This is a genomic window from Bacillus sp. C28GYM-DRY-1 (genome assembly GCF_030519405.1).
Classification (GTDB): domain Bacteria; phylum Bacillota; class Bacilli; order Bacillales; family Bacillaceae; genus Bacillus; species Bacillus spizizenii_A.
The window spans coordinates 41231-54617 of sequence record NZ_JAUMKF010000006.1 but is presented as its reverse complement, the minus strand read 5'-3'; the positions used below and the strand labels follow the sequence as shown (position 1 = coordinate 54617).

11 protein-coding genes are annotated in these 13387 nt (G+C 43.9%); 1 reads left to right on the top strand and 10 read right to left on the bottom strand.

What is annotated here, in order from left to right:
* Window positions 1–13: 13 nt before the first annotated feature.
* The 6 genes from hemL to hemA are packed head-to-tail and all read right to left on the bottom strand — an operon-like array spanning window position 14 to window position 6268.
* Window positions 14–1306 (bottom strand): glutamate-1-semialdehyde 2,1-aminomutase, encoded by a 1293-nt coding sequence (gene hemL, locus Q3W56_RS07845; protein WP_019715269.1) that lies wholly within the window; start codon window positions 1304–1306, stop codon window positions 14–16.
* A 29-nt stretch (window positions 1307–1335) separates the two neighbouring features.
* Window positions 1336–2310 carry a porphobilinogen synthase gene (gene hemB / locus Q3W56_RS07840; protein WP_019715270.1) on the bottom strand — a complete coding sequence of 325 codons (975 nt, stop codon included), beginning with the start codon at window positions 2308–2310 and terminating at the stop codon, window positions 1336–1338.
* Window positions 2307–3095: a uroporphyrinogen-III synthase gene (hemD, locus tag Q3W56_RS07835; RefSeq protein WP_302895080.1), complete on the bottom strand. Its 789-nt coding sequence runs from the start codon at window positions 3093–3095 to the stop codon at window positions 2307–2309. Before hemD ends, hemB begins: the two co-directional genes overlap by 4 nt.
* Complete coding sequence (gene hemC, locus Q3W56_RS07830; protein WP_019715272.1) at window positions 3085–4026, bottom strand: hydroxymethylbilane synthase; 942 nt, start codon at window positions 4024–4026, stop codon at window positions 3085–3087. Before hemC ends, hemD begins: the two co-directional genes overlap by 11 nt.
* A gap of 36 nt (window positions 4027–4062) precedes the next feature.
* Complete coding sequence (locus tag Q3W56_RS07825) at window positions 4063–4893, bottom strand: cytochrome c biogenesis protein (RefSeq protein WP_019715273.1); 831 nt, start codon at window positions 4891–4893, stop codon at window positions 4063–4065.
* A 7-nt stretch (window positions 4894–4900) separates the two neighbouring features.
* Window positions 4901–6268 (bottom strand): glutamyl-tRNA reductase, encoded by a 1368-nt coding sequence (hemA, locus tag Q3W56_RS07820; RefSeq protein WP_302895079.1) that lies wholly within the window; start codon window positions 6266–6268, stop codon window positions 4901–4903.
* 229 nt (window positions 6269–6497) lie between these two features.
* On the opposite strand from hemA, the gene Q3W56_RS07815 reads away from it, so the two are divergent.
* Window positions 6498–6995 (top strand): hypothetical protein, encoded by a 498-nt coding sequence (locus tag Q3W56_RS07815; RefSeq protein WP_302895078.1) that lies wholly within the window; start codon window positions 6498–6500, stop codon window positions 6993–6995.
* Window positions 6996–7018: 23 nt separating this feature from the next.
* On the opposite strand, the gene yihA is transcribed toward Q3W56_RS07815, so the two are convergent.
* The 4 genes from yihA to clpX form a co-directional block, all read right to left on the bottom strand.
* Window positions 7019–7606 (bottom strand): ribosome biogenesis GTP-binding protein YihA/YsxC, encoded by a 588-nt coding sequence (gene yihA, locus Q3W56_RS07810; RefSeq protein ID WP_019715276.1) that lies wholly within the window; start codon window positions 7604–7606, stop codon window positions 7019–7021.
* On the bottom strand, window positions 7603–9927 hold the full coding sequence (gene lon / locus Q3W56_RS07805; protein WP_019715277.1) for an endopeptidase La: 2325 nt from the start codon (window positions 9925–9927) through the stop codon (window positions 7603–7605). Before lon ends, yihA begins: the two co-directional genes overlap by 4 nt.
* 179 nt (window positions 9928–10106) lie before the next feature.
* The gene (lonB, locus tag Q3W56_RS07800; protein WP_302895077.1) at window positions 10107–11765 is read right to left on the bottom strand and encodes an ATP-dependent protease LonB; all 1659 of its coding nucleotides are present in this window, start codon (window positions 11763–11765) and stop codon (window positions 10107–10109) included.
* Window positions 11766–11920: 155 nt separating this feature from the next.
* Window positions 11921–13183 (bottom strand): ATP-dependent protease ATP-binding subunit ClpX, encoded by a 1263-nt coding sequence (clpX, locus tag Q3W56_RS07795; protein ID WP_302895076.1) that lies wholly within the window; start codon window positions 13181–13183, stop codon window positions 11921–11923.
* Window positions 13184–13387 lie beyond the last annotated feature (204 nt).

Here is a 13387-nt window from a genome sequence, read left to right as displayed (position 1 = left end):
CCGGTTTTCACTCTTATCCGCGGCTGATCTCAGCAAATACTTTCTCAGCTGCTTGAATTGTTTTTTCAATATCTTCCTCAGTGTGGGCCGTTGAAAGAAAAAGGCCTTCGAATTGAGATGGCGGAAGGAATACACCTTCATTTGCCATGCCTTTATAATAGTTAGCAAACAGCTTCAAATCAGATGCTTTGGCTGTTTCATAATTGATGACAGGTTCGTTTGTAAAGAAGAAGCCGATCATTGAACCTGCGCGGTTAAAGGTATGAGGAATGCCATGAGCCTCGGCGGCCTTTGAAATGCCTTCTTCCAGCCTGTCGCCTTTTTTGATGAAATTCTTGTAGGATTCAGGTGTCAGCTGCTTCAATGTTTCTAAGCCAGCGGTCATCGCAAGCGGATTGCCCGACAATGTGCCAGCCTGATAAATTGGACCGCTCGGAGCGATTCGCTCCATGATTTCAGCCTTACCGCCATAAGCACCGACAGGAAGTCCGCCCCCGATCACTTTTCCTAAACAAGTCAGATCAGGTGTTACGCCGAAGTACCCTTGAGCACAATTATAATCGACCCGGAAGCCTGTCATTACTTCATCAAAAATCAGCAGGGAACCGTATTGCCCAGTGATATCACGCAGCCCTTGCAGAAAGCCTTCTTGCGGCGGGACAACTCCCATATTTCCGGCAACCGGCTCTACAATAACTCCCGCAATGTCTTCACCGAACTGTTGGAAAGCAAGCTTTACACTTTCTAAATCATTGTACGGAACGGTAATCGTGTTTTTCGCAATGCCTTCAGGAACACCAGGGCTGTCAGGCAGACCGAGAGTGGCCACTCCTGAACCCGCTTTAATCAAGAGGGAATCGCCGTGCCCATGATAACAGCCCTCAAATTTTAAAATCTTGTTGCGGCCTGTATAGCCTCTTGCCAAACGGAGGGCACTCATAGTAGCCTCTGTTCCGGAGCTGACCATTCGTACAATTTCTACAGATGGCACACGATCAATAACGAGCTTTGCCAGTTCATTTTCTACTTCAGTAGAAGCACCGAAGCTTGTCCCATATTCAGCCACTTTTTTGAGGCTCTCTACGACGCGTTCATTTGTATGCCCTAAAATTAAAGGCCCCCATGACAAGACGTAGTCAATATATTCATTCCCATCAATATCAAAGATTTTTGAGCCTTTTCCGCGCTCCATAAAAATCGGGTCCATGTCTACCGATTTAAATGCGCGAACGGGACTGTTTACACCGCCCGGCATGAGTTTTTGCGCTTCTTTAAAAGCCGCTTTTGATTTTTCATAGCTTCTCATCTGCCTCAACTCCTGTCAACTGAATATAATTACTCTGCAAGCCATTTCGCTGCGTCTTTTGCATGATACGTAATAATCAGGTCGGCGCCTGCACGCTTCATGCTTGTCAAAATTTCTAACACAATTTCTTTTTCTTTGATCCAGCCGTTCTGCGCTGCAGCCTTTACCATTGAATACTCTCCGCTTACATTATAAGCGACGAGCGGCAAAGCAAACTCATTTTTTACGTCACGCATGATATCCATATATGAAAGCGAAGGTTTGACAATCAAAAAGTCCGCGCCTTCCTCGACATCTGATTGTGCTTCGCGGAGTGCTTCCATACGGTTGGCAGGGTCCATCTGATATGTTTTGCGGTCCCCGAATTGCGGCGTGCTGTTTGCTGCATCACGGAACGGACCGTAAAACTCACTTGAATATTTCACAGCGTAAGACATGATTGGAATATTGACGAACCCTTCTTTATCAAGCGCTTTTCTGATCACTGTAACAAATCCGTCCATCATGTTTGAAGGTGCAATGACATCGGCACCTGCTTTCGCTTGGCTGACAGCTGTCTGCGCTAAAAGCTCCAGCGATTCATCATTGAGGATGACGCCGTCTTTGACTAGTCCGCAATGGCCGTGATCTGTATATTCGCATAGGCATGTATCAGCGACAACAACCATCTCAGGGAAGTGTTTTTTTATTTCTGTGATGGCTTTTTGAACGATGCCGTGATCATGATACGCTTGCGTTCCGCAATCATCTTTTTCTTCCGGGATGCCAAACACGATGACAGATTGAATGCCCAGTTTAACCAGCTCTGCCACTTCATCCTTCAATAGATCTAATGATACATGGTAAACATCAGGCATTGACGGAACAGCTTTTTTGCCTTCCAGCCCTTCAACGACAAAAATCGGATATATAAAATCAGATGGGTGCAAACGCGTTTCCTTTACCATCTCTCTCATTGCTTTTGATGACCGCAGACGGCGGTGTCTGTTAAAAGATTGACTCATATTCTCTCTTCCTCTCTTGACATGCTGCACATTAAGTCAAGCATGCCATCTATTGTAAATGTATGAGGCATATGCGATGTAATGTCATAAGCCAGCAGAGCGTCCCTTGTTAAAGGTCCAATGCTGATACATGCCGCTCTGTTCGCCTGCCACTTTTTCAATTCTTCTCCCAAGACATGCATAAACGTATGTACGGTTGATGAACTCGTAAATGTCACATAATCAAATGAATATTGACTCGCGGCCTCTATCAGTGCCTCGATGCCTTCTTCATCCGGAATCGTTTCGTAGACAACCCATTCCTTCACTTCAAAACCGAGCGGTACAAGCTCTTGTTTTATCACATCACGCGACAAATTGCCTTTAACCAAGCTAATTCGTTCCGCCGGTTCAGCATGCTGCTTAAGAGCCTCTGCCAACTTTTCAGCAATATAGTCCTTAGGCATCACATCAACCGATACGTTATACGTTTCCAAACGGCGAGCCGTTTTTTCACCGACAGCCGCAATTTTTTTATGCGCTGGAAAAATGAGCTGATTTTCCTTTAGATAAGAAAAAAAGAAGTCTACTCCGTTCACACTTGTAAAAACTAGCCAGCCGGGCGCGGCAAGATCCTCTTTCACCTGTTTTGCAAGATCATTCGCCAAAGCGCGGCGAAACGTAATCAAAGAGGTCAAAACCGCTTTTCCACCAAGGGCCTCCACTTTTTGCTGAAACGATTTTGCCTGCGCCTTATTCCGGGTGACAAGCACTGTTTTTCCTTTCAGCGGAAAATCATTTTCCATCCTCATCAAGCTCCCGTTTGACACGATCAATTAATTCTTTGGCTCCTTTGTCAGTCATAAGAGCGGCACAGCGCTTTCCGACTTCCTCCGGATCGTTTCCGGTAACAGTTTCTTTAAAAATGATCTTGCCGTCAGGAGAAGTGACAAGCCCTGTCAATTCAATTTCATCCTGTTCGTTTAACACTGAGTAGCCTGCGATCGGAACCTGGCATCCGCCCTCCATCGCGTTTAAATAAGCACGTTCCGCCAGCACAGTCCGTTTTGTATACTCATCCGTAAACTGAGAAAACAACGCCATTAGCTCCTCATCCGATTCTCTGCATTCAATCGCCAGTGCTCCTTGGCCCACAGCAGGCAAACAGCGCTCAGGCTCTAGGAATTCGGTTACTACATCTTGCTTCCAGCCCATTCTCGAAAGTCCGGCAGCAGCTAAAATAATCGCGTCATAATCCTCAGTTTCCAGCTTTTGAAGCCTCGTATCTATATTACCTCTAATCCATTTAATTGTAATGTCAGGGCGCTCAATCAAAAGCTGTGCACTTCTTCTTAAACTGCTTGTGCCGATGACAGCGCCTTCCTTCATTTCTGAAAGCTTTACGCGATTCTTTGAAATAAGGGCATCACGTGGGTCTTCTCGTTCAGGAATACAGCCGATCACAAGGCCTTCAGGCAAAACAGCAGGCATATCCTTCATGCTGTGCACCGCCATATCAATGTCTTCGTTCAAAAGCGCTTGTTCAATCTCTTTGACAAACAGCCCTTTTCCACCCACTTTTGAGAGCGTAACATCGACGATCCGGTCTCCCTTTGTCACGATTTCTTTGATTTCAAAGGCAAATGAAGGATTGATTTCCTTCAGTTTTTGAATCACCCATTTTGTTTGAGTCATAGCGAGTTTGCTCCGTCTGGAACCTACTTTTATTGTTCTCATCGTTTTCTTTCCTCCCGAATCTGCTTGGGACATCATTTAACTAAACCAATGAAATTGCGACAGGCTTCCAAGCAGGAAATAATTGATCATCAGCACGAGAAAACAAGCCGTATTCCACAATGCTGCGACCTTTCCTTGCAGCTCTTTAATCAGCCTGATATAAAGATAATAGCTGTACAGCAGCAAGACGACAAACGAACCAAGCACTTTGGCGTCGAACCAATACAGCGTTTCTAGTGAGACATACGCCCAAATGACGCCGAGAATCAAACTCAGCAACAGCATCGGGACTCCGATGACATTCAGAACATATGCCATATAATCAAGCTTAGACAAATCTTCAATTCTCAACAGCCATTTACCCCACTTTTTCTTTTTCAGCAAATGATATTGAAAAATATACAGGACAGAAAAAACAAAAGAAAGGGAAAAAGCGCCGTATGAAAGAATCGCCATTGTAATATGAATCACCAAAAGCTCAGATACAAGCTGCCCGGAAAAAGCGGCAGACTGCTGCTCTGTCGGTGAAAATGTATGAATGGCGATCATAGAAAACCCTATTACATTTGTAAAAAACACAATAAAGTCAACTCGTAAAAGCTTTGTCAGAACAAGTGACAGCGTGACAAGCACCCAGGCATAAAAATAAAGCGCCTCCGTCACATTTAATACCGGAAACCGCCCCGTCACCCACATAAAATAGGCCAAATACACGGTTTGCAGAGTCCAGACAATAGAAAGCAACCAGAAGGCCATTTTTCCAGCCTTCCGGTTGTGTTGAAGAAAATCTATAAAATAAAAGAGTACACTTAATGCGTAAATGACGATTGTCCCCTCATTAAGTCTTGCCATTGCAGTATCAATCATTCAGCTTTCACTCACTTACAAGTGGGGCAAAGCCCGCTTTTGATTCAGCCTTCTTAAAAGAATGGACCTTTTGGCTGCTTTCAACAGTTTTCATCATTTGACGGCCAGCCGCTTCTTCAATATCAAAAATCTGCATAAACAAGGCCAGCTTTTCTTCAGAATCAGCGTCTGCCGCAAGCTCTTTCACCTTTAAGATCGGATCACGCAGCATTTGATTAATGATACTTTTGGTGTGTTTGTTTAACAGTTTTTTCTCTCTTGTGCTTAAATGAGGCAGCTTCCGCTCGATGCTGTCCATCGTTTCTGACTGGATCGCAAGCGCCTTTTCGCGCAATGCGGAAATAACCGGCACAACACCAAGTGTATTCAGCCATTGTTTGAACTCCACAATGGTTTCTTCAATTAACAGTTCAACTTTTTCAGCGGTTTCTCTCCGCTCTTTCATGTTCGCTTCTACAATGCCTTCGAGATCGTCGATATCATAAAGGAAAACACCTTCAAGATCATTCAGCGCAGGATCAAGATCTCTAGGCACAGCAATGTCCACCATAAACAGCGGACGTCCCTTGCGAAGCTTATTCGCGTTTTCCATCATCTCTTTGGACACGACAAAATCACTTGCACCGGTTGAACTGATTAGGATATCAGCCTCCGCAAGCGCGCTTTCAAGCTGATTTAAGCTTCTCGCTTCACCAGAGAAACGGTCTGCAAGCTCCTTCGCTTTCAAGTATGTTCGGTTAATGACAGTGACCTTGCCGATTCCCTGTCCGTGCAGGTTTTCCGCAGCAAGCTCGCCCATTTTTCCCGCACCGAGAATCAATATGTGCTTGCTTGAAAGATTTCCGAAGATTTTTTTAGCAAGTTCAACTGCTGCATAGCTTACTGACACTGCATTTGAGCCAATGTCTGTTTCAGCATGAGTCCGTTTGCCCACTGTAACGGCCTGCTTAAACAGCTCATTAAAAATAGTCCCGATCGTATTTTCTTGCTGAGCTGTTTTAAAGCTGTCGCGCACCTGGCCGAGAATCTGGGTTTCACCAATCACCATAGAATCAAGTCCGCAGGCTACACGGAATAAATGCTCAACAGCCGCATCGCTTTCGTAAAATGTTAAAAACGGCGACAGTTCTTCTTTGCTTAATTGAAACCAATCAGCTAAAAACTTCTTTATATAATAACGGCCTGTATGGAGCTGATCGACTACCGCATAAATTTCAGTGCGATTGCATGTGGAAACGATGATGTTTTCAAGAATGCTTTTCTCTTCCTTCAGCTGCACCATCGCTTCTGCCAGCTCATTCGGCTGAAAACTTACTTTTTCACGTATCTCAATAGGGGCGGATTTATAATCTACTCCCACAACAAGTATATGCATCGCCTTAATTACACCCCCAACACCCAATCTTTATTTATAATCATTCTAACATAGAACTCATTATTTATAATAATTATAACATAGTTTCTTTCCCAAATTGTGAACAGATTTTAAAATTCCTATGCTATATTAGAAAAAGCTTCTCAGAATAGAAGCATTCCTATTGACAATACCAAAAACAGCAGAAATTTACTACACATCAGCTCTAAAAAACAAGAAGGTGATATGCATGAAACAAAAATCAATTTTATTCCCTTGTCTGCTGCTTGCTGCTTCTGTATATGCATGGCTTGAAAGCGGCCAAGCCGAACTGTTTTCAGGGCAGGATCAATGGCCTGTTCTCCTCATGCTGTTAGGCGCAGCCTTTGTGTATCAAGGGAAAAAAGAAGCCGTTACACCACACTTCTTTATCGGTTCGGTTCTTTTCGGGATCGGCTTGCACTTTTTCGCCAAGCCGAAATGGCCATGGTGGCCGGATGATTTTGAAATGCTCGTATTTATAATCGGCTTCTCGCTTTTGGTGTCAACCGTACAGAAAAAAGAATATGTATATGAGGCTTTATCGATGATTTGTTTTTCCCTGTTTTTGTACTTTTTCAAACAAATTATGGCATGGCTAGAATCTGCGCATATTCCGACAGCGCTTCTTAAAGAGTATTGGCCGTTTGTCTTTATTGGAATCAGTTTATTGTTATTATTGATAAAACGGAAAAAATCTATACGATAAATAAAACCGGCAGAGAGTTTTCTCTACCGGTTTATCATTTTTTTGATCGCTCCCCAAGCTTCGTCTTTCCCCTTTTTCGTTTCTGAGGAGAAGAGAATTAGCTCGTCTTCCGGATCAATATTTAGAGTCTGTCGGACAACCTTCGCGTGTTTGTCCCACTTTCCTTTCGGGATCTTATCTGCCTTTGTAGCGATAATAATAACAGGAATGCCATAATACTTTAAGAATTCATACATCTGCACATCATCATTAGACGGCGCATGCCGCAAATCAACGATCTGTACCACTGCCTTCAATTCCTGGCGTGTCGTGATGTAGGTTTCAATCATTCTGCCCCAAGCTTCACGCTCGGATTTTGACACTTTGGCAAAGCCGTAACCCGGCACATCCACAAAATGCAGCTCATCATTGATAATGTAGAAATTGAGTGTTTGTGTTTTTCCCGGTTTAGATGATGTTCTCGCAAGATTTTTGCGATTGATTAATGAATTGATAAAAGACGATTTTCCCACGTTCGATCTTCCAGCCAGTGCAATTTCCGGAAGCCTGCCCTCAGGATATTGTTCCGGCTTAACTGCACTGATCACGATTTCTGACTTTGTGACTTTCATTTTTTCTCTCCTACTAAGGCATGTTCCAAAACTTCGTCTAAGTGGGACGCCAATATAAATGTGAGCCCCTCTCTGACGCTTTCAGGAATATCCTCTATATCTTTTTCATTCTCTTTAGGCGCAATAATGGTCGTTAATCCCGCTCTATGTGCGCCAAGCGCTTTTTCCTTCAAGCCGCCTATCGGCAGCACGCGCCCGCGAAGCGTAATTTCCCCAGTCATGCCAACTTCACGCGAAACGGCACGTCCAGTTAAAGCAGAAACAAGCGCTGTCGCCATCGTAATACCGGCTGACGGACCATCTTTAGGCACCGCACCCTCAGGTACATGTATATGAATATCATACTTCTCATGAAAGTCAGGTTCAATGCCAAGTTCTTCTGTTTTTGATCGCACATAGCTAAAAGCAGCCTGAGCTGACTCTCTCATGACATCTCCAAGCTTTCCTGTCAGGATCAATTTCCCTTTCCCCGGAGAAAGCGATACTTCAATCGACAGCGTATCTCCGCCGACGGTTGTATAGGCTAGCCCTGTAACTACACCAACTTGATCTTCTGTTTCAGCTTGTCCGTACCTGAAAATGCGTTTTCCGATAAAGTCCTGAAGATTCTTCTCAGTGACCGTAATCCGTTTTCGCTCTTCAGCAACAATGGCTCTTGCAGCCTTACGGCAAATCGCCGCAAGCTGGCGTTCAAGGCTTCTCACACCCGCTTCTCTCGTATAGTAGCGGATAATATCAAGAATCGCCTGGTCACGCAGCTGCAGGTTGCTTTTCTTCAGCCCGTGCTCCTTGATCTGCTTAGGAAGCAGGTGGTCTTTCACAATTTCGAGTTTTTCTACTTCTGTGTAGCCCGCAATATTAATAATTTCCATTCTGTCTCTGAGCGGACCCGGGATTGTGGCCAAATTGTTAGCCGTTGCAATAAACAGCACTTTTGATAAATCAAAGGTTTCTTCAATATAGTGATCACTGAAGGTGCTGTTTTGCTCTGGATCAAGCACTTCAAGCATCGCAGATGACGGGTCGCCTCTGAAATCGGATGACATTTTATCAATTTCATCTAATAAGAAGACAGGATTCAGCTTGCCGGCTTTTTTCATCCCTTGAATAATGCGTCCAGGCATTGCTCCAACATAGGTCCGTCTGTGTCCGCGGATCTCTGATTCGTCTCGCACTCCGCCGAGTGAGATTCTGACGAATTCCCGGCCCATACTTTTTGCAATTGATTTGGCTAAAGACGTTTTTCCGACACCTGGAGGTCCTGCCAAGCAGAGGATCGGGCCTTTCAGGGATTTTGTCAGCTTTTGGACAGCCAGATATTCTAAGATACGTTCTTTCACTTTTTCAAGTCCGTGATGCTCGTCATTTAAGAGACGGCCTGCCTCTTTCAAATCAAGCTTATCATCTGTCTCATCCGTCCACGGGAGAGCGATCAGCCAGTCGATATAGTTACGTATCACAGAGCTTTCCGCAGAACTTGACGGAATTTTCTCGTATCTGTTCAATTCCTTAAGCGCGGTTTCCTTTACATGGTCAGGCATGCCTGCTTCTTCAATTTTTTCCGTGAGTGTCTGAACTTCGCCTGTTTTACCTTCTTTATCGCCAAGCTCTTTTTGAATCGCCTTCATTTGTTCACGCAAGTAATATTCCTTCTGCGTACGCTCCATCGAACGTTTGACACGCTGGCCTATTTTTTTCTCGATCTCCAGCACTTCTTTTTCATTATTGATAAAATCAATGACCTTGTTCAGTCTGTCTTTGACGTCAGCTGTTTCTAAGATATCCTGCTTATCTTTTAGCTTAAGGGGCAGGTGAGAAGCAACGATGTCTGCCATTCTCCCTGGCTCTTCGATATCAGTAACCGCAGCATACGTTTCAGCCGAAATTTTTTTAGAAATTTTTATGTACTGATCAAAGTGGTCTAACAAAGTCCGCATCAATGCTTCGTCTTCTGTATCTTTTGAATCATCTTCATGAATCAGCTGAATGTCGACCGACGTGTAATCCTCATGCTCATTGTATTTGACGATTTGGGCACGCTTGAGGCCCTCAACCAACACACGAATCGTACCGTTCGGAAGCTTCAGCATTTGCTTAATTTTTGTATAAGTGCCGACAGTAAAAATCTCGTCTTCACCTGGTTCGTCTATCGAAATATCCTGCTGAGTGGCTAAAAATATCATATGGTCATGCATCATTGCCTGTTCAAGAGCCTGAACCGACTTGTCACGTCCTACATCTAAGTGCAGAACCATCGTCGGGTACACTAATAAACCTCTTAAAGGGAGGAGCGGGATGCTGCGTTTTAATTCTTCTGCCATGTGACTGACACCTCCGTGACTTTAGTATGAACCATTATAATACAACTTTTTCATCCTTGTACAATAAACGGCATGGTTCCATTTTCTATAAAACAGTCTCCTCGTAGTATACCCTTTCTTTCTGATATGAAAAAGGAAAAGATGTCCTTCATGAAAAAAACCCTATTATAAAAATAGGGTTAAACGGATTCTTTATTGATTTCAATATGGAATGGTTTTTGTTCTGTTGGCGGATTTACTAAAATTTCATCAAGCACTTCCTGGAACGTCTTCACCGCAATAATCGTGATTCCGTCAATCTGCTTTAAGATCGCCTGCTGATTTTCATATGGGATAATCACTTTTTTCGCACCGGACTGCTTGGCCGCTTTTATTTTCGGAATGACGCCTCCAATGGGCTTTACAAGACCGTTCAGGCTGATTTCGCCCGTCATGGCAACGGTATTGTCTATTGGGATTTTGTGAATCGCCGAGAAAATTCCCGCTGCCATCGCAATGCCTGCCGACGGTCCGTCAATCGGGATCCCACCTGGAAAATTGATGTGAATATCATAATCAGACGGTTTCATTCCCATTGTCCGGAGCACCGTTAACACGTTTTCAACCGAACCCTTCGCCATGCTTTTTCGCCGGATTGATTTTGATTGGCTTCCGATGCTTTCTTCCTCAGCTATTCCTGTAATGTTAATTGATCCTTTATCGTGAGCCGCGGTTACACTTACTTCGATTTCCAGAAGCGATCCGCTGTTAGGTCCATATACGGCAAGCCCATTTACAATGCCGACTTGCGGTTCGGCACCGATTTTCTGCTCGTGCTTCGGAGTAAGCTGGCTGGAATGGATAACCCATTCAATATCTTCAATCGTAATGTCTTTCCGATTCTCCGTCACTGCCATTCCTGCAGCGATTTGAATCATGTTAACGGCTTCGCGTCCGTTCCGCGTATAGCTGGTCAGCAAGTCCAGACTCTCATCAGAAATGTTTTTTTCAATTTTATCCGCTGCTGTTTTAGCAACTGTTTTCAGCTCATCCTTTTCAAGCTCGCGGAAAAACACCTCTAAACAGCGGGATCGGATAGCTGGCGGAATTTCATTCGGCATTCTTGTCGTCGCGCCAATCAGACGAAAATCTGCCGGCAGCCCATTTTGAAAAATATCGTGAATATGATTCGGGATTTGTGTGTTTTCCTCACTGTAATACGCACTGTCTAAAAAGACTTTTCTGTCCTCAAGGACCTTCAGCATTTTATTCATTTGAATGGGATGCAGTTCCCCTATTTCATCAATAAACAGCACACCCCCGTGGGCATGGGTAACAGCTCCCTGCTTCGGCTGCGGAATTCCCGCCTGCCCCATCGCTCCGGCTCCTTGGTATATGGGGTCATGGACAGAGCCGATGAGCGGATCGGCAATCCCTCTTTCATCAAAACGTGCTGTCGTCGCATCAAGTTCCACAAAAACAGCCTGCTCTTTAAACGGAGATTGTTTATGTTTTTTTGCTTCTTCTAACACAAGGCGTGCAGCAGCTGTTTTTCCGACACCCGGAGGCCCATAGACAATGACATGCTGAGGATTCGGCCCGCATAAAGCCGCCTTTAGAGCTTTAATGCCATCTTCCTGTCCGACAATATCTTGAAAGCTTTTGGGGCGGACCTTTTCAGATAATGGCTCGGACAAGCTGATAGCTCGCATTTTCCGAAGCTGCTCCATTTCCTTCTTTGATTCCTTATCTATCGTGACCTTTTGTGTCCTTTGATTTTTAAGCAAATTCCAAAAATACAAACCAATGATGATCCCAAAAAACAGCTGAATAAATAACGCGATCCCTGTCCAACTCATGATGGTCCCTCCTGAAAAACAATTTATGTATCCACTTCATTCTTCTGATTGCTAGTATCTCCCACAGAAGGCGGGAATAAACGTTTTTCCGGAAGAGATTCGCATAACAAAAAAACCTCCTGAATGTCACCATTCAGGAGGTTTCGTCCTTATCTTTATGCAGATGTTTTATCTTGGCTTACCTCAGTGCCGTCTTTTAGTAAGAGGCGAGGTCGCTCTCCGTGTGTCACAGTTGCCCCAGTAATCACACATTTTTCAATGTCATCACGAGAAGGCAGCTCAAACATCACATCAAGCATGATACCTTCAATGATAGAGCGGAGTCCACGCGCTCCAGTCTTGCGTTCAATTGCTTTTTTAGCAATTTCAGAAAGCGCTTCTTCTTCAAACTCAAGCTCTACATTGTCAAGCTCAAGCATTTTCTTGAATTGCTTAACAAGAGCATTTTTCGGTTTTGTTAAGATCGCAACCAACGCTTCTTCATCGAGCTTTTCAAGACTTGCAATAACCGGAAGACGTCCGATAAATTCAGGAATTAACCCGAAGCGGAGCAAGTCTTCAGGAAGCACTTTTGAAAGAAGATCTTCTTTCTCAAGATCAGCAGCTTTATTGTCTCCACCGAATCCAATCACTTTTTGGCCTAAACGGCGTTTGATGATTTGTTCGATACCATCGAAAGCACCGCCGCAAATGAACAAAATATTTGTTGTGTCAATTTGAATGAATTCTTGATGAGGATGCTTACGTCCTCCTTGAGGCGGCACGCTTGCCACTGTACCCTCAAGAATTTTAAGCAATGCCTGCTGTACACCTTCACCTGACACGTCACGGGTAATGGACGGGTTTTCTGATTTTCTTGCCACTTTATCGATTTCATCGATATAGATAATGCCTTTTTCTGCTTTTTCCACATCATAATCAGCAGCTTGAATGAGCTTCAAGAGAATATTCTCTACATCTTCACCAACGTATCCAGCTTCAGTCAAAGACGTAGCGTCTGCTATCGCAAACGGCACATTTAGGATACGAGCCAATGTTTGAGCCAGAAGGGTTTTACCGCTTCCTGTAGGGCCGATTAATGAAATATTACTTTTCGAAAGCTCAACATCATCAACCTTGCTGTTGGAGTTAATGCGCTTATAGTGGTTATACACAGCAACAGCGAGTGATTTCTTCGCTTGATCCTGGCCGATGACATATTCATTCAGAATTTCGCGGATTTCCTGAGGCTTCGGTACGTCTTTAAATTCTACTTCTTCTTCTGTTCCGAGTTCTTCCTCTACAATTTCAGTGCAGAGTTCGATACATTCGTCACATATATATACACCAGGTCCAGCTACAAGCTTACGAACCTGATCTTGTGTTTTTCCACAGAACGAGCATTTTAACTGTCCTTTTTCCTCGTTAAATTTAAACATTCTTTCACCCCTTAATCTTGTCTCACTTTTTCTTTTACCGGCAGAGCAAAAGAAAATGATTCTTGAAACGAACGAGTATGTATTGCATTTTACCATACTTTCCAAAAAGACGGTAACAATGTGTTTCTGACTTGCACATTCTATATGTATGACAAAAAACAGCCCTGCATTAACTATCTTGCCCCAAGAAAAAGAGATAAATCA